At 69.1% G+C, this 18,862-nt stretch carries 21 protein-coding genes and 1 pseudogene; 15 read left to right on the plus strand and 7 right to left on the minus strand.

Annotated features, from left to right (window positions below; genetic code table 11):
* The first annotated feature begins 21 nt into the window (after positions 1-21).
* Positions 22-891, plus strand: a complete 870-nt coding sequence (locus tag AB3M34_RS00730; protein WP_370617166.1) for an alpha/beta fold hydrolase — start codon at positions 22-24, stop codon at positions 889-891.
* On the opposite strand, the gene AB3M34_RS00735 is transcribed toward AB3M34_RS00730, so the two are convergent.
* The 5 genes from AB3M34_RS00735 to AB3M34_RS00755 all read right to left on the minus strand — a co-directional run bounded on the left by AB3M34_RS00735 (position 885) and on the right by AB3M34_RS00755 (position 4,217).
* Positions 885-2,081: a PrsW family intramembrane metalloprotease gene (locus AB3M34_RS00735; protein ID WP_370617167.1), complete on the minus strand. Its 1,197-nt coding sequence runs from the start codon at positions 2,079-2,081 to the stop codon at positions 885-887. The genes AB3M34_RS00730 and AB3M34_RS00735 overlap by 7 nt on opposite strands.
* Positions 2,078-2,719 (minus strand): hypothetical protein, encoded by a 642-nt coding sequence (locus AB3M34_RS00740; protein ID WP_370617168.1) that lies wholly within the window; start codon positions 2,717-2,719, stop codon positions 2,078-2,080. Before AB3M34_RS00740 ends, AB3M34_RS00735 begins: the two co-directional genes overlap by 4 nt.
* A 61-nt stretch (positions 2,720-2,780) precedes the next feature.
* On the minus strand, positions 2,781-3,014 hold the full coding sequence (locus AB3M34_RS00745; RefSeq protein ID WP_370617169.1) for a TfoX/Sxy family protein: 234 nt from the start codon (positions 3,012-3,014) through the stop codon (positions 2,781-2,783).
* 40 nt (positions 3,015-3,054) lie between these two features.
* A complete protein-coding gene (locus tag AB3M34_RS00750) occupies positions 3,055-3,633 on the minus strand; it encodes a dihydrofolate reductase family protein (protein ID WP_370617170.1) in 579 nt (192 codons plus the stop codon).
* 20 nt (positions 3,634-3,653) lie between these two features.
* Positions 3,654-4,217: a dihydrofolate reductase family protein gene (locus tag AB3M34_RS00755; protein ID WP_370617171.1), complete on the minus strand. Its 564-nt coding sequence runs from the start codon at positions 4,215-4,217 to the stop codon at positions 3,654-3,656.
* Between the two features lie 132 nt (positions 4,218-4,349).
* On the opposite strand from AB3M34_RS00755, the gene AB3M34_RS00760 reads away from it, so the two are divergent.
* The 7 genes from AB3M34_RS00760 to AB3M34_RS00790 all read left to right on the plus strand — a co-directional run bounded on the left by AB3M34_RS00760 (position 4,350) and on the right by AB3M34_RS00790 (position 9,931).
* Positions 4,350-4,832, plus strand: a complete 483-nt coding sequence (locus tag AB3M34_RS00760; protein ID WP_370617172.1) for an SRPBCC family protein — start codon at positions 4,350-4,352, stop codon at positions 4,830-4,832.
* Between the two features lie 57 nt (positions 4,833-4,889).
* Positions 4,890-5,735, plus strand: a complete 846-nt coding sequence (locus tag AB3M34_RS00765; protein ID WP_370617173.1) for an ABC transporter ATP-binding protein — start codon at positions 4,890-4,892, stop codon at positions 5,733-5,735.
* A 26-nt stretch (positions 5,736-5,761) separates the two neighbouring features.
* Positions 5,762-6,751, plus strand: coding sequence for an ABC transporter substrate-binding protein (locus AB3M34_RS00770; protein WP_370617174.1), 990 nt, complete (start codon positions 5,762-5,764; stop codon positions 6,749-6,751).
* A 7-nt stretch (positions 6,752-6,758) separates the two neighbouring features.
* A complete protein-coding gene (locus tag AB3M34_RS00775) occupies positions 6,759-8,858 on the plus strand; it encodes an iron ABC transporter permease (RefSeq protein WP_370617175.1) in 2,100 nt (699 codons plus the stop codon).
* A gap of 99 nt (positions 8,859-8,957) precedes the next feature.
* Positions 8,958-9,326 (plus strand): hypothetical protein, encoded by a 369-nt coding sequence (locus AB3M34_RS00780; protein WP_370617176.1) that lies wholly within the window; start codon positions 8,958-8,960, stop codon positions 9,324-9,326.
* A 55-nt stretch (positions 9,327-9,381) separates the two neighbouring features.
* Positions 9,382-9,663, plus strand: a complete 282-nt coding sequence (locus AB3M34_RS00785; RefSeq protein WP_370617177.1) for a type II toxin-antitoxin system Phd/YefM family antitoxin — start codon at positions 9,382-9,384, stop codon at positions 9,661-9,663.
* A gap of 13 nt (positions 9,664-9,676) precedes the next feature.
* A complete protein-coding gene (locus tag AB3M34_RS00790) occupies positions 9,677-9,931 on the plus strand; it encodes a type II toxin-antitoxin system RelE family toxin (protein ID WP_370620104.1) in 255 nt (84 codons plus the stop codon).
* A gap of 7 nt (positions 9,932-9,938) precedes the next feature.
* Here AB3M34_RS00790 and AB3M34_RS00795 read toward each other — a convergent pair whose 3' ends face one another.
* Positions 9,939-10,769 (minus strand): SDR family oxidoreductase, encoded by an 831-nt coding sequence (locus AB3M34_RS00795; RefSeq protein ID WP_370617178.1) that lies wholly within the window; start codon positions 10,767-10,769, stop codon positions 9,939-9,941.
* Positions 10,770-10,847: 78 nt separating this feature from the next.
* Here AB3M34_RS00795 and AB3M34_RS00800 point away from each other — a divergent pair, with 78 nt between their 5' ends.
* The 7 genes and pseudogenes from AB3M34_RS00800 (at position 10,848) to AB3M34_RS00830 (ending at position 18,073) form a co-directional block, all read left to right on the plus strand.
* Positions 10,848-13,397 (plus strand): LuxR C-terminal-related transcriptional regulator, encoded by a 2,550-nt coding sequence (locus AB3M34_RS00800; protein WP_370617179.1) that lies wholly within the window; start codon positions 10,848-10,850, stop codon positions 13,395-13,397.
* 65 nt (positions 13,398-13,462) lie between these two features.
* Entirely contained in the window at positions 13,463-13,909 is a 447-nt protein-coding gene (locus AB3M34_RS00805; RefSeq protein ID WP_370617180.1) for a cupin domain-containing protein, read from the plus strand.
* A 194-nt stretch (positions 13,910-14,103) separates the two neighbouring features.
* Complete coding sequence (locus AB3M34_RS00810) at positions 14,104-14,340, plus strand: antitoxin (RefSeq protein WP_370617181.1); 237 nt, start codon at positions 14,104-14,106, stop codon at positions 14,338-14,340.
* A 14-nt stretch (positions 14,341-14,354) separates the two neighbouring features.
* The gene (locus AB3M34_RS00815; RefSeq protein ID WP_370620106.1) at positions 14,355-14,642 is read left to right on the plus strand and encodes a type II toxin-antitoxin system PemK/MazF family toxin; all 288 of its coding nucleotides are present in this window, start codon (positions 14,355-14,357) and stop codon (positions 14,640-14,642) included.
* A 505-nt stretch (positions 14,643-15,147) separates the two neighbouring features.
* A pseudogene (locus AB3M34_RS00820) lies at positions 15,148-15,905 on the plus strand (iron chelate uptake ABC transporter family permease subunit).
* A gap of 880 nt (positions 15,906-16,785) precedes the next feature.
* Entirely contained in the window at positions 16,786-17,040 is a 255-nt protein-coding gene (locus tag AB3M34_RS00825; RefSeq protein WP_370620107.1) for a hypothetical protein, read from the plus strand.
* 412 nt (positions 17,041-17,452) lie between these two features.
* Positions 17,453-18,073: a ribonuclease D gene (locus AB3M34_RS00830; protein ID WP_370617182.1), complete on the plus strand. Its 621-nt coding sequence runs from the start codon at positions 17,453-17,455 to the stop codon at positions 18,071-18,073.
* On the opposite strand, the gene AB3M34_RS00835 is transcribed toward AB3M34_RS00830, so the two are convergent.
* Positions 18,070-18,831: an HIRAN domain-containing protein gene (locus tag AB3M34_RS00835; protein ID WP_370617183.1), complete on the minus strand. Its 762-nt coding sequence runs from the start codon at positions 18,829-18,831 to the stop codon at positions 18,070-18,072. The two genes, AB3M34_RS00830 and AB3M34_RS00835, sit on opposite strands and share 4 nt — an antisense overlap.
* Positions 18,832-18,862 lie beyond the last annotated feature (31 nt).

Raw genomic sequence — 18,862 nt, forward strand, 5'->3', positions numbered from 1 at the left:
CGCGGGGACAGTCTCATCAGCATGACCGATACACGGACGTTGGAGACGCCTGCCGCCACGCTCGCCTACGACGTACGAGGCCCGCTGCCGCCCGCCGACGACCGCCCCGTGCTGATGATGGTCGGTGCGCCGATGGACGCGAGCGGGTTCAACTCGCTCGCGTCGTACTTCTCCGACCGCACCGTCGTCACGTACGATCCGCGCGGCGTCGGACGCAGCACCCGCAAGGATGCGTCCTCCGCGCACACGCCGGAGCAGAACGCCGACGACATGCACGCGATCATCACCGAGCTCGGCATCGCGCCGGTCGAGCTGCTCGGAAGCAGTGGCGGCGCGGTGAGTGCGCTTCCGCTGATCGTCGCGCACCCGGAGGACGTGTCGGTCCTCGTCGCGCACGAACCTCCCCTGGAAGCCCTGCTCCCCGACGTCGAGCAGGCCCTGGCCGCAGAACGGAGGGTCCAGGAGATCTATCAGGACAAGGGGTGGGGCCACGGGATGGCGGCGTTCATCGCGCTGACGTCCTGGAAGGGCGAGTACCCCGACGACTTCCTCTCCGACGGCGGTCCCGATCCGGAGGCGTTCGGGTTGCCCACCGAGGACGACGGCTCACGCGACGACCCGCTCCTCGCCGGCGACTCGAACGACGTCACCGCGTACGAACCGGCGCTGGACGCCCTCGCCTCCTGCCCGACGCGCATCGTCGTCGCGGTCGGGGAGGAGTCGGACGGTCTCATCACTGGACGCAGCTCGGAGGCCCTGGCCGAGGCTCTCGGTCAGGAGGCCGTCGTCTTCCCCGGCGGCCACGGCGGGTTCCTCGGTGGAGAGTTCGGGCAGCACGGCGACCCGGAGGCGTTCGCGAAACGGCTGCGGGAGGTGCTCGACGGTCAGTGACCGCCGCGCAGACGCGCGATCTCCGACCGGGAGAGGGCGACGTCGACGCTCTCCTCGCCGCGGGACGCGGCAAGGTCGTGCGCGAGGTCCATCGTCGCCGTGAGGACGTGCTTCTCGCGCCGCCGACTGACACCCTCCGGGCGGGCCTTGATCGCGGCTCGGCGGTCGTGCTTGCGACGCTTCCGCTCACCGGCCACCGCCTCGAGCTCCGCGTCGGTGATCGTGCCGTTGGCGACCTCGGGCTGGAGGATCGCGCGCAGGTAGCCGCGCTCGCGCCCGGCGCCGAGCCGGATCGCGATCATCAGTGCGGCGAGCAAGAGGACGGTCACGAGCAGCATGACCGCGAGGACACCGATTCCGCCGAGCGGTCCGGAGAGAGCGGACATCGAGTCCCAGATGCCGTGGGCGAGCATCGATGCCGCGATCAGCGCGATCCCGCGCCCGATCCGGCGCGGCTGCGCGACCGTCCCGATGAGGTAGACGAGACCCGCGCAGAAGAGTGCCGTGTAGAGCGCGTGCGACGGGATGCCGGCGACGGCCCGGAGCGCGAAGGTGTGCAGCACGCTCGACGCCTGGTCGGTGCCGAAGTGCTGGGCGGCCGCGTTCTGGCCGTACAGCATGTCCTCGAGGATCTGGAAGCCGAGGCCGACGTACGCGCCGACGATCAGGCCGTCGTACACGGTCCGGATGACCACCGGCGCGAGCCCGAGCAGGAGTACGAAGAAGACGGCCTTGGACGTCTCCTCCACGAAGGGCGCGGTCAGCCCGGCCTTCCAGTCCTCGGCGAACGCCTGGCCGAAGAGCTTGGCGTACAGGTCCATCATCGCGGCGTTGCCGGGGAGGGCGAAGGCCCACGGAGCAGCGATGCCGCCGCCGATGAACGCCGCGACCGCCAGCCGCCCCGGTGTCTTCTCGAATCGGTCGGACCACCGCAGGAACAGCAGGAAGACCAGGCCGAAGAGCGCGGAGGTGACGACGGCTGTCGTGTTGGCCTGGGCGAAGATCTCCGCCGTCGGGAGTGCGATCTCGAGGAGCTTCCAGAGGCCTGCGCCGACGAGCAGCAGATAGACCCAGAAACAGGCGTTGTGCGGCTGCAGGAACCGGAAGGGTGCCCCCCAGCCCGAGACCTCGATCGCATCGCGGCGCTGCTGGAGCACGTCGTCTTCGCGCGGTGCCGTCGTCGCGGTCATCGCGCGTCCTCGGGGGGGTAGGTGATGCTCTGGATCATGGCTTCGACGTCGTCGGCCTGCTGCGTCATCGCCTCTGGCGCCCCCACGACCTGGACCCGGATGCCCGTGTCGCCGGCGACGAAGGCAGCCGTCACACCGATGTTGCGCTGCGACTGGTATCCCTCGGCGATGCCCTTCAGGCCGGAGTCGGTCGCGATCGGGCGCGGGCCCCCGACGACGCTGAAGCCGCCCTTGTCGGCCGTCGTGCTGTTGATCCGCTCGATCTGGCGCAGCAGCGTACGGGTCGAGCCGTCGAAGGGGCCCTGCTGCACGAGGAAGAGCACGCCGTCCTTGACCAGGACTGTCTCGTCGGCGGCGAGCTCGCCGCTCCGGGTCCTGTCGCTCGTCCGCAGCCCGCTGATGAGCCCCCATCCGGGCTGCGGCGTCATCGTCACCTCGTCGGCGATCTGGATGACGTCGCCGGTCGATGTCTGGTCCTCCCAGGCGACCTGGCTGTCGACCCAGGGGACGATCCAGGCCCAGAGCAGATAGACGACGACCGCGGGGGCGGCGTACTTGAACGTCCTCCGGTCGAGCCCGAGGAAGCGGTGCTCTGCGGGGACCCGGTGTCGGGAGGACACGGGCACGGTCGAGGCCACGGACGGCTCCATTCTCGGGACCAGCGACCCGTACGGTCGGCCATCCGCTGGTAGGAGAAGCCTACTTTCGTGGGAGCGCTCGTGCAGATGCCAAGCCGCGGCCGACCCACTCGCGGAGCGCGTCGACGTGCTCGGGATCGACCCGCACCATCAGACCGCCCTGCCCGCTCGCAGCGACAGCCATGTTGCCGCCGACGAGGAACGCGAGCCCTCCGAACATCCGCTGCTCGGACAGCTCCTCCTCGCCGGCGACCACGTCGCGGATCCGCTCCGCCAGCTCCTCGTCGTACGCCATGCCGTCAGTGTGCGCCTGGACGCCGACAGTTGCGAAGGACTCAGCCGTGCAGAGAGGGCCGGTAGACGAGCTCCTGGATGCTGCCGTCGAGCGTCCGCGTCTCGAGCAGCTCGAGGTCGAAGTCGGCGGCGTCCTCGAAGATCGGCTCCAGGCCGTTCTGCCCGGTGATCACCGGGAACAGCGTCACCTGGACGCGATCGACAAGTCCGGCGGCCATCAGCGCGCGGTTCATCGACAGGCTGCCGTGCGAGCGCAGCGGCACGTCGGACTCTTCCTTGAGCCGGGCGACGACGTCGACGGCGTCGCCGCTCACGAGGGTCGCGTCGGGCCAGTCGAGAGGCCCCTCGAGCGTGGTCGACACCACCGTCGCCGGCAGGTTCACCATCCGCGTTACCCACGGGTCACGCACCTCGGACTCCTCGGTGCTCGCGCTCAGCAGCTGCACGAACACGCGATAGGTGTTGGCCCCGAAGACCATCCGCTGGTCCTCGTCGTACAAGGCATGGCGGTGTTCGAGCAGCTCGGGCCCCTGCTTGCCCCAGTACCCGGTCCAGTCTCCGGTGGCGGCAGCGAAGCCGTCGAGGCTGGAGAAGACGTCGAACGTGTAGGTCGCGGACATGGTGCTCTCCTCTCGTACGGTCACTTCACGACGTCGAAGACCTGCTTCTGGATGCCGTTGCCGTACGCCTCGTACTCGACGAGCTTCAGCTTGGTCGTGTCCTTGTCGGCATCGCTCCACAGGCGTTTGCCGGCGCCGAGCAGCAGCGGGAAAGTCAGCAGGTGGTAGCGGTCGACGAGCCCGGCGTCGGCGAGGTTGCGGCCGAGCGTCGCGCTCCCGTGGACCGCGATCGGGCCGCCCTCGGTCTCCTTGAGCGCCGCGACGTCGTCGAGCGAGCGCAGGATCGTGGCCGGCCAGCGCTCGTCGTCCTGCTCGAGCGTGGTGGAGACGACGTAGCGGGGCATCGCGTTGTACTCGGCGAACTCCTCCATCGTCGGCCACACCGGCGCGAACGCCTCGTACGACGTGCGGCCGAGCAGCAGCGCCGTCGTCTCGGTCTGTTCGCGGCCCTTGATCTCGTACGCGGCCTCGTCGAACTCGACGTCCTTGAAGGTCCATCCGGAGTTGCGGTAGCCGGGCTCGCCGCCCGGACCCTCCATGACTCCGTCGAGGGAGACGAATGCGGTGACGATCAGTGTGCGCATGGTGGTTCCTCCAGTAGAAATTCCAACGCTTCGACCCTAGTGCCGAGCGGCTTCTCACCCCTACGCCGAATGGGGCCACCGGATTTCGACAATGACGTGCTCATTGCTTCGGTGTGAGCGCATCCTCGAGGCATGCCGTCCATCGAGTTCGTCATCGAGCGCACGATCGCGGCCCCGGTCGACCGGGTGTTCGCGCGGTTGGTCGACATCGATCGCTATGGCGAGTGGATGCCCGCCAAGGGCACCATCCTGAGAGGGACGCGCCAGACGTCGCCGGGCGTGGTCGGGTTGGGGACGACGTTCGTCGACGAGACGAAGCTCGGCCAGACGCCGGGCGACGTCGTCGAGTTCGAGGCGCCGACCGCGGTGGTGTTCCACTGGTGGGAGAGTTCGAAGAAGGGCAAGGTCAAGGCCGAGGGATGGCCCGGTTACCAGCTGTCGGCGACGGCAGATGACAGAACGCTCGTCCGCCACTCCGCGAAGCTGAACCTGTACGGCGCCTACCGGCTGGCGGCACCGATCTTCCGGCGGATGGCGCTTCGAGAACGTACGACGGTGATGGACGGGCTCAAGGCATCGTTCGAGACCGACCCGGCGCGGCCAGGCAAACCGTAGGCACGTCACACTCCCCCGGCATTTCCTGTCGGCATAGGTATGCCTTACCTTGGTGGGGTGAACATTGACGACCGTGCGCCCGAGCTGCGCGCAGACGGAGTGCGCGCCGCGTACGGGTCTGCCGTCGTTGTGGACGACGTCAGCGTGGCTCTGGTCCCCGGGCGGGTCACCGCGCTGATCGGCCCGAACGGCAGCGGCAAGTCCACGCTGCTCCGTACTCTCGCGCACCTCCACCGCGCCGAGGCCGGCCGGGTGGAGCTGCGCGGCGGCGAGTCCGTCGACGAGCTGAAGTCCCGCGACCTCGCCACCCGCCTGACCCTGCTGTCGCAGTCGCGCTCGGCTCCGGGCGGTGTGACGGTGCGCGAGGTCGTCGAGTACGGCCGCCACCCGCACCGCACCCGCTGGGGCGGTGGCGACCCCGACGGCAAGATGATCGTCGAGCGCGCGATGGCGATGACCGGGGTCACCGACCTCGCCGGCCGCGCTGTCGACACCCTCTCGGGGGGCCAGGTCCAGCGCGTCTGGCTGGCCAGCTGCCTCGCCCAGGACACGCCGGTCCTGCTGCTCGACGAGCCGACGACGTTCCTCGACCTGCGCTACCAGGTCGAGCTGCTCGACATCATCCGCGACCTCGCCGACGACCACGACATCGCCGTCGGGGTTGTCCTGCACGACCTCGACCAGGCTGCCGCCGTCGCCGACGACGTCGTGCTGCTGGTCGACGGGCGGGTCACCGCGGTCGGAGCCCCGCACGAGGTGCTGACGACCGAGATCCTCTCCCCGGCGTACGGGGTCACCGTCGACGTGCACGTCGATCCGCTCGACGGCCACCTCCGTACGCGCGCCCGTGCCCGCCACCACGGCCGGGCAACGCGCATCGCGCCTGCGTCCACCTCTGCCTGAAGCACCCCACTAAGGAGAACACCCTCGTGAAGCTCAACCGACCCCTGCTCGTCGCGTCCGCGGCGGCGCTGACGCTGGCGCTCGCTGCCTGCGGTACGACCGAGGACGCCGGCGACGACTCCACAGCGGCCGCCGGTGAGCCGATCACCATCACCGACGCGCGCGGCACCGAGGTGACCCTCGACGGTCCCGCGGAGCGCATCGCGACCACCGAGTGGAACGCGACCGAGTACCTGATCTCCCTCGGCGTGCAGCCGGTCGGCGTCTCCGACATCAAGGGCTTCGAGACGTGGGACAAGTCGGTCGAGCTCGACGACAGCGCCACCGACATCGGCACCCGCGGCGAGCCGAGCATCGACACGCTCGCGACGCTCGACCTCGACCTGGTGATCGTCACCGACCAGCTCGTCGGCGACGCGATCGCGCAGATCGAGAAGACGACGCCGGTCATCGTGATCCCCGGTGGAGACGCCAAGGACCAGATCGGTCAGATGTGGAAGAACGTCGACCTCGTCGCGCAGGCCGCCGGCAAGGAGGACGAGGCCGCTGAGCTGAAGAAAAACTTCGACGCCAAGGTCGCCGACGCCAAGGAGACCATCGCGTCGACCGACGCCGCCGGTGCTCCCGTCGCCTTCAACGACGCGTGGGAGCAGGGCGGCGCGGTCACCGTGCGTCCGTTCCTCGAGGGCTCGCAGCTCGGATCGATCCTCGCCGAGCTCGGCTTCGAGAACGCGTGGAGCCAGGTTCCTGGCATCGAGGGCGACCCGGCGTACGGCCTGGGTTCGACCGACGTCGAGGGTCTGACGAAGCTGCCCGACGACACGCTCTACTGGTACATCGCCGGCGAGACCGACGCCGACGTCTACACCGACTCGCTCCCGGACAACAAGGTGTGGACCTCGCTGCCGTTCGTCGAGGACGACAACGTCGAGCGCCTGCCTTACGGCATCTGGATGTTCGGTGGACCGGCGGCGATGGGCGACTTCATCGACGCGGTCGTCGAGACGGTGTCCTGATCCGCAGATGACCCTCACCGCCGAGCCCGCCACCGCAGGACCCTCCGAACCCCCAAGGCTGGACGACACCCGTCGGGTGACCTGGAGCCTCTCGCTCGTGGTCGTCGGACTGATCGCACTGATCGTCGTCCTCGCCGCGGTGGACATCGTGCAGGGGACCGCGGAGGTCGGGCTCGGCGAGCTGTGGGCGTGGGTCACCGGCTCCGCCGAGCAGCAGGCGGCTGCGGTCGTGGTGGACTCGCGGCTGCCGCGCGTCGCGGCGGCGCTGGTCGTCGGCATCGCCCTCGGCGGCGCCGGCTGCGTCCTGCAGTCGATCTCGCGCAACGCCCTGGCGTCGCCGGACACGCTCGCGGTCAACGCGGGTGCGTTCCTGGCGCTGACGGTCGCAGCGACGGTCGGGCTGCCGACGCTGATCTTCGGTGACCTCGTACTCGCGTTCGTCGGTGGCCTCGTGGCCGCGGCCGTGGTATTCGCGCTCGCGGGGACCGACTACGGGACCGTACGCCTGGTCCTCGCCGGCACCGTCGTCGCGATGGTGCTCATGTCGGTCGCGACGACGCTGATCATCCTGAACCCGATCGAGGGTCAGGGTCTGCAGGCGTGGGAGTCGGGGCTGCTGAGCCAGAACGGCTTCGGCGGCGTACGCGCGATGGTGCCGGTGATCGCGGCCGGGCTCGCACTGCTCCTCGTCCTGGGGCACCGGCTCGACGTGATGGTGCTCGGCGACGACGCCGCTCGTACGGTCGGCATCCCGGTCCGCCAGACGCAGCTGATCGTGCTGGTGACGGCGGTCGTCCTGTCGGCGGCTGCGGTCACGATCACGGGGCCGATCGGGTTCATCGGCCTTGCCGCTCCGGCGCTGACCCGCCTCGCGGCGCCGATCGTGCCCGGGCTTCACCGGCATCGCGCGCTCATCCCCGTGTCGGGGTTGGTGGGCGTCGTCATCGTGCTCGGTGCGGACGTCCTCATCCGCGCGACGCTCGGTGCGCAGCGGGCGGTCGAGGTGCCGACGGGTGTCGTGACGTCGCTGCTCGGGTCGGTCGTGCTGGTGTGGTTCGCGTTCCGGCTGCGCGCGTCGCGGCTCGACAACTCAGCCAACGCGCTGGACGTACGGGGTGTGGGGACGCGGCACCCGGGCGTGCTGCTCGCGGTGCTGTCGGTGGTCCTTCTTGGGATCGTCGTGGCGGCGATCCTGGTCGGTGACAAGGTCTTCCTGCTCGGCGATCTCGTGAACTGGGCGACGGGCAACGCGGGGCCGATCGTCACGAACGTGATGGGCGCTCGCGTGCCGCGGGTCGTGGCTGCCCTGCTCGCGGGCGTGGCGCTCGCGGTGGCGGGCACGGTGATCCAGGCCGTCACCCGCAACCCGCTGGCCGACCCGACGATCATCGGCGTCGCCGGCGGTGCGTCGGTCGGTGCGGTGATCATCGTGACGTTCGTGCCGATGGCGTCGTTCTGGGCGCTGGCCGGGGCGTCCGGTCTGGGTGCGCTGATCGCGGCGGCGATCGTGTTCGGGCTGTCGGCGCGCGGCGGGTTCGCGACGGACCGGCTCGTGCTGATCGGTGTGGGCGTCTCGTTCGCCTGCGAGGCGCTCGTGAAGCTCATGATCGTGACCACCGACCCGTGGAACGCCTCGAAGGCGCTCACCTGGCTGGCCGGATCCACCTACGGGCGGTCGTACGAGCACCTCGTGCCGTTGATGATCGGCGTCGTGGTGCTCGTGCCTGCGGTGCTGGTGGGCTACCGGCAGCTCGACCTGCTGTCGGTCGACGAGGACACGCCGCGGGTCCTGGGTGTACGCCCGGCGCAGGCGCGGTTCCTGCTGCTCGGGTGCGCGGTGCTGCTGACGGCAACGGCGGTGGCGGCGATCGGGCTGATCGCGTTCGTCGGGCTGGTGGCTCCGCACGCTGCGCGCTCGTTGGTCGGGCGGCGGCACGTGCTGGTGATCCCGGTGGCGGCGCTGCTGGGTGCGATCTTGCTGGTGCTCGCGGACATGCTCGGTCGGACCGTGGCGGCGCCGACGCAGCTGTCGGCGGGGTTGCTGGCCGCGCTGGTCGGTGCGCCGTACTTCTTCTACCTGCTGAGGAAGTCCCGCCGGAGGGTGTGACCGCTGGTCGAGGCGCCTCCTTTTCGCTGGTCGAGGCGCCTCCTTTCCGCTGGTCGAGGCGCGAAGCGATCGAGACCATTCCCCTGCCAGGATCGCTCCATGCCCCCGCGCCTCCGCTCCAAGTCGGTCCCGATCGCAGTCGCCCTTGCGCTCGCGGGGTTGCTCGCCTTCGTCTTCGCGGCCCGACTCCTCCTGACGGACGTCGTCGCGCCGTACAACCGATACGGCGCGAGTGTCGAGGGCTCGCACAATTGCGGCTCTGCTCAGGGTGTGTGGCGAACTCCGACCTGGGACCTCAATGGCGAACCCCGCAGCTTCCGCCGTGATGATCTGATCGAGAACTACTGCATCAGTCACGCACGCTCAGCGGTGCGTCATGCGGCGTTGACCTCGGCGGTCGGACTCGGACTCCTCATCGGCGGTGGAGTGATGCTGGGAAACCGCCGCAGAAGCGCTGCCGCGCACTGAGTAAACCGGATAAACAGACCTTTATTCAGATCTGTTTCCGCGCTACGATCGCGTCATGCCCACAATCCCGCTTACGGAGGCGAAGACACGCCTCAACGAGCTCGTCGACGAGGCCGTGTCGACGCACGAGCGCGTGACGATCACGAAGCATGGTCGTCCGGCAGTCGTCCTCATCAGCGTCGATGACCTCGAGTCGATCGAGGAGACGATCTACTGGCAGTCTCAACCTGGCGTCCGTGATGACCTTGACGCCAGCCGCAAGGAAGCAGGTGCGGATGAGCTGTGGGACGAAGACGCGGTGCGTGAGCGGTACGGCGTGAACCGCGGTGACGGCTGACCGCGCGTGGTCGGTGAAGCTGTCCGGATCGGCGATTCGGGACCTGGACCGACTACCTCCCCGGGTCGTGCCTGCCGTGATCGAGTTCTTGTACGGACCTCTCGCACGTGAGCCGTACCGTGTCGGCAAGCCGCTGCGCGAGGACTTCGACGGCGAGTGGAGCGCGCGCCGCGGCAGCTATCGCGTCCTCTATCGCATCGAGGATGACATCAGCCGCGTGACGGTGACTCGTATCGCACACCGCGCCGACGTGTACCGCCCCCGCTGACGGTCAGTCATCTCTCGATGCCCTGCCCCCAGAGGGCGTCGAGGGCGCGGGTCGGTAGCAGCGCCTTCATCGCGAGGATCATCCGCGCGTCAGCACCGACCAGGGTCCGAGGCCGCATCCGTCGCCGGTTCAGCTGGCGTTCGACGGCGGCGGCGACGCGCTCGGGCGGTTTGGCGTTCTTCCGGATCTTCCCCACCAGCATCCGTTCACCAGCGAACTGCCTTGCGTAGAGCGCACGCTGCTCGGCGTCGAGGCCAGCCTCGAGCTCGTCGATGATCTGGTCCATCTCGTGCCAGGGATCGGTGTCGATGACGCCCGGCTCGACGAGTCCGACCTGCACGCCGAAGGGGTGCAGCTCGACCCGCAGGCAGTCGGCCACCGCCTCCGTCGCGTACTTCGAGGCGTTGTAGATCCCGGTGAACGGGAACGACACCCGGCCGTTGATCGAGGAGATGAACACGACCCGGCCCCGGGTACGGCGCAGCCGCGGCAGCATCGACCGGGTCAGCGCGAGCGGCCCGACGAGGTTCACGTCGAACTGGTGGTGCATCGCGTCCCGGGACAGCGTCTCGACCGGGCCGGCAACCGCGATGCCGGCGTTGTTGACGAGCACGTCGAGTCGCTCGGGAAGGTCGCGGTCGAGCGCGGCGACGTGGTCGGGCACGGTGACGTCGAGCTCGACCGGTGTGATCCGGTCGGACTCCGCGGCCAGCTCCTTGCCCGCGATGTCGGTGCGGACCCCGCCGTACACGTCCCAGCCCGAGCGGGCCAGACGTACGGCGATGGCGCGGCCGATCCCGCGGCCGGCGCCGGTGACGAGGACGGTACGAGAGCTCATGCACCGACGCTCTCGCGCACCGGCACAGGCGGTGCAAGTAGTCCGGTACTCGAATCACGCGTCGCTACCCTGAGTGCCATGGAGCGGCCGTGGCCGCTCACCGGCCGGGACGAGGAGCTGCGCAGGGTTGCGGCGGCGATCCGGCCCGGTGCGGCGGGGATCGTGGTGGCGGGCCCCGCTGGGCTCGGCAAGACTCGGCTCGCCCGCCAGGCGCTTGCGATCGCCCAAGGTCGCGGAAGCACCGTCCTCTGGGCCCACGGCAGCGCGGCCGCCCATCCGTTCCCGCTCGGCGCGTTCGCCGGGCTCATCGACGTCCCGACCGGCGACGCCGCCGACACGATCGGCCGGGCGCTGGACCAGCTCGCCCGGCAGCAGTCGCTGGTACTGGCCGTCGATGACGCGCACCTGCTCGACGAGCACTCCGCGATCGTGCTGCACCGCCTGGTCGTACGGCGGCTGGCAACCGTCGTGGTCACCCTCCGGAGCGGGGAGCCCGCTCCTGACACGGTGACGTCGCTGTGGAAGGACGACCACCTCCCCCGCCTGGAGCTGGCACCGCTCGACGTCACCGAGACCACCAGCCTGGTCGCTCGGGTGCTCGGCGGTCCGGTCGACTCGGCGTCCGCGCAGCGGTTGTGGACGTTGACCGAGGGGAGCCCGCTCTTCCTGCGGCACCTGCTGGCCGGGGAGGTGGCGGCGGGCCGGTTCGCCCCGACGTCCGGCATCTGGCTGTGGACGAGCGAGCTCGCGATCTCCCCGGAGCTGACCGACCTGCTGGAGCGCGAGATCGGCGCTCTCGCGGCGGGCGTACAGGAGGTCGTCGACGTCGTCGCGCTCGCCGAGCCGGTGGCGGTCCCGACGCTGTCCGCGCTCACCTCGCCTGCCGACCTCGAGGAGGCCGAGGGCCGCGGCCTGGTGCGTACTGACGGCCTGGTGGCCCGGCTGGCGCACCCCCTGTACGGCGAGGTCCGCCGCGCCACGATGGGTACGCTGCGCGCGCGCCGGCTTCGTGGCCGGGTCGCGCAGACCCTCGACGCGGAGCCGGACCCGATCCCGAGGGCCGTGCTCACCCTCGACTCCGACCTGCCTCCGGATCCTGCGCTGTTCCTGAGGGCTGCCGAGGCGGCGACGCGCCTGTACGACCTGCCACTGGCCGAGCGCTTGGCCCGCGCGGCCGCCGCCACCGGCGACCTCCTCGCCCGACTCGTGCACGCCGGGGCGCTGTCCTGGCTCAGTCGCGGCGACGAGGCCGAGGTGATTCTCACCGACCTCGCGGCGAGTGCACCGGACGCGGGGACGCGCGCGATGGCGCACCTCCACCGCACCGGCAACCTGCTCTGGACGATGGCTCGGCCCGACGAGGCGCACGAGGCGCTGGCCGCGGCCGAGGTGACCGGGGCGGCTCCGCTGTACGTCGCGGCGATGTCGCTCGCGTGGTTCGCCGCTGCCGGAGACCTCGCGCCCGTCCTCGACCGTGGTCCGGCGCTCCTGCGCGAGGAGCTGCCCGACGACCTCGCCCGCATCCTCGTCGCGTCCGCCGTGTCCGCAGCGGCCGCCGTCACCGGCGAGCGGAAGTTGCTCGACGAGGCTGCGGTCGCCGGCGGCCTCACCGCTGACCGCGTCCCCACCGGCATCCCCGGCTTCGGGCTCGCGGACCTGCAGGTCCTCGGCCACCGCCTCGCCGGAACGCCGGACGTGGCCGAGGCGCAGGCGCGGAGGATGCAGGTGGCCTCCGCCGACCTGCCGGGCCCCGCGAGATTGATGGGCCTCGTCGTCGCCGGACATGCCGCCCTCGCCGCGGGCCGCGTCGACGACGCGCTGCTGGCGCTGCGCGAGGCATGGGCCGGGCTGGCGGACTCGGGGCACGAGTTCCGGTTCCGCTGCCGTACCTTGCTGGCAACGGCGCTGGGGCAGGCTGGCGAGGCGGAGCAGGCCGCCCCGCTGCTGGCCGGTATCGCCGCCGAGCAGCACCCGGCGTACCGGCTCTTCCTCCCCGACGACCTCCTCGCGCGGGCGTGGGGGGCGGCGGCCGAAGGATCCACGACCGAGGCCGTCGGCCACGCCGTCGCCGCCGCTGACCTCGCGCGCCAGATGGGCACGCCCGCTTACGAGGTGCTCGCCTGGCAGACCGCGGTCCAGCTCGGCGACGCGACTGCGGCGGTGGCTCACCTCGCGGAACTCACCGAGCTCGGGCCCCGCGCCGTGGTGGCCTGCGACCATGCGCGGGCCTGGGTGTATGGAGACGGCGACGCGCTCCTCGAAGTTGCCGAAGCGTGGTCCCGGCTCGGCGACCTCGTCGCCGCGGGCGATGCGGCGGCTCAGGCTGCCGACCAGCACCGCCGGCACCGTAGGCAGGGTTCCGCTCTCTCGGCTGCGGCCCTCGCGCAGAAGCTCGCCGGAAGGTCCGGTGCTCATACGCCGGCGCTGGCGGTCGCGGCCCGGCCGCTCCCGCTGACCGCGCGTGAGCGCGAGATCGCCGAGCTGGCAGCTCGTGGGTTCTCGAACAAGGAGATCGCCGAGCGGTTGACCGTGTCCGTGCGAACGGTCGAGGGCCACCTCTACCGCGCCGGCCACAAGCTCGGCGTGTCCGAGCGCACCGCGATGGCGGACATCCTCGGAGTCGAGTAACGCACTACTCGCGTCCCCGCTGCTCCGTCGCTCGAGGCTGGTCGTACGCAGCCCGAGGAGGAGCCATGAACACTGTCTACGTCCAGCCCGGAGAGGGTCAGCACTACTCGATGATCGACGGCGACCACGTTGCGAAGGTCGCCATCAAGGACGACGGCGGGGCCTTCGAGGTCTTTGAGATGATCGCGCCTGCCGCGCCGATGGCACCGCCGCACGTGTCGCCCTGGACCGGCGTGCTGTTCCTGATCGAGGGCCGGATCACCGCCGTCGTCGACGGCACCACGTACGAGGTGGAGCCCGGCGGCGTGGTCGTCTTCCCAGCCGGAACACCGAGCACGTTCGGCGTCGACGGAGAGTCCGCGCGGTTCGTGGCGATCACCTCCGGCGACGGTGCCGGGCGATTCTTCGCGGACTTCGCCAGCTCGGTCCCTGCGGACCGGCCGGTGGAGGATTCGATGGCGGCGATCCTCTCAGTCACCAGCCGCCACGGCGTGGCACTCGCGGAGCGCTGACTCGTACGCCGGTCGCTGGTCGAGGCGCGAAGCGATCGAGACCACCACCCTCCGCCGGTCGAGGCGCGAAGCGATCGAGACCACCACCCTCCGCCGGTCGAGGCGCGAAGCGATCGAGACCACCACCCTCCGCCGGTCGAGGCGCGAAGCGATCGAGGCCCAGCAAATGAATCCCACAGTGGTACCGTCCTGGTATGACCACCCAGATCGCAGTGCGCTTGGACGATGAACTCGTCGGTTTTGTGGACGAACTCGTACGGCAGGGCGACGCACCGAGCCGTGCCGCAGTAGTCGCTCGGGCGCTCCAGCGTGAGCAGCGCCGCAAGGTCGCCGAACGCGACGCTGCGATCCTCGCTGCTTCACCGAGAGACAACGACATGGACGGACTCGCAGAGTTCGCGGCCGGCGTGTCGATGGACGACCTCGACTGATGCGTCCGATCCACATGGCCCGTCTCGACAAGACTCGGCCGGTGCTGATCCTGACCCGTGAGGTCGTTCGTCCCCATCTCAGCCGAGTCACCGTTGCTCCCATCACGAGCACGGTTCGCGGGCTGTCAACCGAGGTGCCTGTCGGCTCGATCAATGGACTCGACCACGACAGCGTCGTGAGTTGCGACAACATCGTGACCGTGCCGGTGGAATCGGTGGGACGGCAGATCGGCTATCTGCTCGAATCACAGGAGAGCGACCTGGCGCAGGCGATCCGAGCCGCGTTCGACCTAGATCTTTGAGCAACGGATCGTGCGCGAGCTCGCGGTGGTCGCTCCGGGATGGGTGCAAGGTCTAGCTGGTGTGGCACGCAGAGGCGCACCACGCGCAGCCGTTGGCGCTGCTGAAGGACGTCTGGCCTTCTGGACGGCGGAGGAGCAATCGGCGTGGTAGCCGAGAGGCCCAGTCGGTTGGAGGGCGCCGGTAGAGACCACTTGTCGGCGGTATCATCGTGAACCTCGTGATCACCATTTGACTGAGCGTTCATGTTCACGCAGTAGTAGGGCACGACTGCTCCAATCTGTTTGTCGCAAGACTCTGCGGCCGATCGGCAGACTTCGCAGCGAGTTGTTAGATCCAGTTCTTCAGCAAGGGCGCGGGCAGCGTCGGATCGATCCTCGAGGTCTCGCTGGCACGACGCGACTATTGACGGGATCGACAGGCCCAACGCGCGGGCTGTGGTCGGGCTGTGGTGGTAGCGCTGCTGGCCGGTGTCGCGCTGGCGGTGGCGGGTACGGCGATCCAGCCGTGACGCGCAATCCGCTCGCCGATCCGACGATCATCGGCGTCGCCGGTGGCGCGTCGGTCGGTGCGGTCATCGTCGTGACGCTGGTGCCGCTCGCGTCGTTCTGGGCGCTGGCCGGGGCGTCGGGTATCGGTGCACTCGTGGCGGCGGCGATCGTGTTCGGGTTGGCGGCGCGTGGTGGGTTCGCGACGGACCGGCTGGTGCTGATCGGTGTCGGCGTGTCGTTCGCGGCGAAGGCGATCGTGTCGCTGCTGATCGTGACGACGGACCCGTGGAACGCGTCGAAGGCGCTGACGTGGCTCGGTGGGTCGACGTACGGCGGTCGTACGAGCATCTCGTGCCGATGATGCTCGCGATCGTGGTGCTCGTGCCGGCGGTGGTGATCGGGTACCGCTACCTCGATCTGTTGTCGATCGACGAGGACACGCCTCGTGTCTTGGGCGTACGGCCGGGGCGGGCGCGGTTCGTCCTGCTGACGTGCGCGGTGCTGCTGACGGCGACAGCGGTCGCGGCGATCGGGCTGGTGGCGTTCGTGGGTCTGGTGGCTCCGCACGCGGCGCGGTCGCTGGTCGGGCGACGACACCTGCGAGTGATCCCGGTGGCAGCGCTGCTGGGCGCGATCCTGCTGGTGCTGGCGGACACGCTGGGGCGGACGGTCGCCGCACCGACGCAGCTGCCGGCCGGCCTGCTCGCCGCGCTGGTGGGAGCCCCGTACTTCTTCTGGCTTCTGCACCGCAGCCGCCGCACCAGCGCCGGTTGAGCCTGCCCTTGCCTCTCGACGGCAAAGCGACCTCCGCCCTCGCTGGTTGAGCTTGTCGAAACCTGCGCTTACTCCACGCCGGAGTCATACGATCGGTTGGCCCAGAATCATTGCCGGTCGGAGTCGGCGGCTTGGTACCGGGGCTCCAGGAGGTCGGCGAGGTGCGTGAACGGTGCAATCAGATCGCCGAGGACGACGCGAGCAGGGTGCCCCGCGAGTAGCAGGTCGTAGTCGGCCTCAGCCCTTTCGAATTCTCGGGGTGCACGGCCTCGCTTTGGGGGGTCAGCGCGCGGTAGGTCAGCAAGAGGGCGCCAACGCCACTCGTGCCCGACTAGAGGCGCGACGAGCGGGGTGCTGAATCCCTCGGAGAGAGTCAGGGCGTCTGCCCATTGATGGTGTACGCGATTTCGGGCACACCGCACAGCGCGCACAAGCTCTCCACCGGCGACTCGGCTTCGCCACGCCCAGTCCAGTGGCGTGCCTTCGGGCGTGTAGTGATTGCGCGCCTGGTCATCCAAAGCCACAACCCAGTTCAGCGCCTCGAAAAGCGGGGCGAAGACCGGAAGAGCACCGCGCGTTCGCGAGAGTTCGTTAAATCGTCGTACAGCCTGCTCGTAGCCATCAAGTAGAACGTGGAACGTAACAATGTTCTTGGCGTACGGCCTCATGGACCTAGCGTCGCATCAGGTGCCGACACATTCGCCGGGTCGCCCGCGCAAACGGACTGGGGCGACAGAGCCCCTGGCGCGAAGCTGCACATCGTCGGTGCTGCTGACGGCGACGGTGTGGTGGCGATCGGTGTGGTGGCGTTCGTGGGGCCGGCTGCTCCGTTCGCGGGCGGTCGCTGGTCGGGCGCCGGCACCTGCGGGTGATCCCGGTGGTGGCGCTGCTGGGCGCGATCCTGCTGGTGCTGGCGGACACGCTGGGGCGGACGGTGGCCGCGCCGACGCAGCTGCCGGCGGGCCTGCTGGCCGCGCCCGTGGGGCGCCGTACATATTGTGGCTGCTGCACCGCAGTCGCCGCACCACCGCCGGCTGAGCGGACCCACCGCTGGTTGGCCCTTCGAAACCTCGCTGGTCGGGCAGCCCGTTCGGTTCCCATGCGGAGGGTATCTCCACGAAGGCAGGGAGCTTGAGGGCAATGGGAACCGGCGCCGGTCGCCCCATGCCCCATGCCCCATGCCCCAGACGGTGTGCTGAACGCAGACGCGCGACTGCCCCATGGGGAAGCCCCGCGCCTCCCTGAACATAAGGGAACGGTAACCGCGCGGTCTCATTCTGGGCGGGTCGAGCTGGAGTGAAGGACACGTGCGTCTCACCCGCCTCCGGCGTGCCGCGCACCCATGGCGCAGGCCAGAAGAGCAGGCATTCGCCGAGTTTCGGGCACGAACTCGGTGCCTGCCATCGCCGTCGCCGCCACTCGGCTGTATGTTCTCGGGACGCGAGCCTGCTGAGCATTCGTGACGGACCGCCGCCTCTCGGCAAATCACTCCACAGGCTGACACGGAAGCCTGACACCTGCCGCGTCACGCACGGTAGCGTTGGACCATGGCTGCGACTCTTTTGGACGGCGATCTACCCGCGGAACTCGTGCGCCGAATTAGAAGCGACGGCCAAGTCGCAATCGATACCGAGACAAGCGGCTTGGACTGGTCCACGGATCAGCTTCAGCTGTGCCAGATCTTCGCACCTAGCACCGGCGTTGTACTGCTCAGGAATGTCACGGACACTCCTACAGGACTTGGCCAGCTGCTAGACGACCCGGGGATTCTAAAGATCTTCCACTTCGCGCCGTTCGACCTGCGATTTCTGGAGGCACATTGGGGACTTCGGGCTCGCGGAATCTCGTGCACTAAGGCGGCCTCAAAATTGCTTACGCCGAGCGCGCCGCCTGGAGATCACAGCCTTCAATCACTTGCTCTTCGGTACCTCAAATTGAACCTTCCAAAGGGGCGGGTGCGCACGAGCGACTGGGGCGCACAGTCACTGTCGCCGGAACAAATTGAGTACGCCTCGAATGATGTCTCACATCTCATCGATCTGAACGCAATCCTCGCGACGAGAATCGAGGAGGATGGACTGACGAGCCTCCTCGCCGACGTATGCGCATATATACCGGTCGACTGTCATCTGGAGGTCTGCGAAATCCCGAACCCATTGACCTACTAGCCAACGATCGGTTCCCAGGCGCCTGCGCGGTCGAACTCAAATCCCTCGGGGGCAGTCATATCCAGCTCCAGCACAAGGCGCAGATGTGCAGGGCTACCGGGTTCACCGACTCGTACGACGGTGACAAACGTAGGACCCGCTTCGATGAGCTCTCGAACGCTCGCCGACAGCGCTCTCGGCACCCACCCCACTGGCACCCCGTCTGATGTCACGAGCGTGGCAAACTTGTCTGTTGGGTTGCTGTGCTCTTCTTCGAGCGTCAGTACGTGCCCAGCCCTAAGCCGACGCAACGCGGATTCTTGTTGCGCCAGCGATACCGCCACAAGTCGCCCGCTGATGTTTCGCTCGACCTCAGGGATGTGCCGCACCCCGTTGGCCAGAAAACGTGCAATCGCGCGACCGCTTGAAACCACTGGAACCTGCATGAACTGCAGCGTGTCGCCCGCACGTGCCCCCCCCGAGCTCACAATTTGTTCCCAAGGTGTTGCCCGTGCCGGGTCGAGCCCGAGTGTCCGAGCGTAGGAAGAAAAATCCGGACGGTCCGGCTCCATCACTCGCTGAGCGAATGCCAGGGGAATGTTCTCACTTACGTATTCGACCGTCAGGTCATTGAGGCCTGGGAGGGGTCGGAAACCCTCGATGGCTGCGGCAGCCCGCGTGTAAACGAACCTGTAGGTGGAGCCAAGGCGGGCAAACCGGCCGATCGGGATGATCTCTCGCGTGGCCGGATGCTGCCAGAGCACGAGCAGGTCCTGCACCTGGGGTGATCCAGGCGGCGGACTTGGGCGG

Origin of the sequence: Mumia sp. Pv4-285 (assembly GCF_041320275.1) — a bacterium.
In the GTDB taxonomy this organism is placed as follows: Bacteria; Actinomycetota; Actinomycetes; order Propionibacteriales; family Nocardioidaceae; genus Mumia; species Mumia qirimensis.

Coding starts and splice junctions, on each gene's coding strand:
- AB3M34_RS00780 (WP_370617176.1), top strand. CDS start 8,958: ATGCCCCCGCGCCTCCGCTCCAAGTCGGTCCCGATCGCAGTCGCCCTT.
- AB3M34_RS00785 (WP_370617177.1), top strand. CDS start 9,382: ATGCCCACAATCCCGCTTACGGAGGCGAAGACACGCCTCAACGAGCTC.
- AB3M34_RS00730 (WP_370617166.1), top strand. CDS start 22: ATGACCGATACACGGACGTTGGAGACGCCTGCCGCCACGCTCGCCTAC.
- AB3M34_RS00810 (WP_370617181.1), top strand. CDS start 14,104: ATGACCACCCAGATCGCAGTGCGCTTGGACGATGAACTCGTCGGTTTT.
- AB3M34_RS00830 (WP_370617182.1), top strand. CDS start 17,453: ATGGCTGCGACTCTTTTGGACGGCGATCTACCCGCGGAACTCGTGCGC.
- AB3M34_RS00800 (WP_370617179.1), top strand. CDS start 10,848: ATGGAGCGGCCGTGGCCGCTCACCGGCCGGGACGAGGAGCTGCGCAGG.
- AB3M34_RS00805 (WP_370617180.1), top strand. CDS start 13,463: ATGAACACTGTCTACGTCCAGCCCGGAGAGGGTCAGCACTACTCGATG.
- AB3M34_RS00760 (WP_370617172.1), top strand. CDS start 4,350: ATGCCGTCCATCGAGTTCGTCATCGAGCGCACGATCGCGGCCCCGGTC.
- AB3M34_RS00815 (WP_370620106.1), top strand. CDS start 14,355: ATGGCCCGTCTCGACAAGACTCGGCCGGTGCTGATCCTGACCCGTGAG.
- AB3M34_RS00795 (WP_370617178.1), bottom strand. CDS start 10,769: ATGAGCTCTCGTACCGTCCTCGTCACCGGCGCCGGCCGCGGGATCGGC.
- AB3M34_RS00735 (WP_370617167.1), bottom strand. CDS start 2,081: ATGACCGCGACGACGGCACCGCGCGAAGACGACGTGCTCCAGCAGCGC.
- AB3M34_RS00755 (WP_370617171.1), bottom strand. CDS start 4,217: ATGCGCACACTGATCGTCACCGCATTCGTCTCCCTCGACGGAGTCATG.
- AB3M34_RS00775 (WP_370617175.1), top strand. CDS start 6,759: ATGACCCTCACCGCCGAGCCCGCCACCGCAGGACCCTCCGAACCCCCA.
- AB3M34_RS00745 (WP_370617169.1), bottom strand. CDS start 3,014: ATGGCGTACGACGAGGAGCTGGCGGAGCGGATCCGCGACGTGGTCGCC.
- AB3M34_RS00750 (WP_370617170.1), bottom strand. CDS start 3,633: ATGTCCGCGACCTACACGTTCGACGTCTTCTCCAGCCTCGACGGCTTC.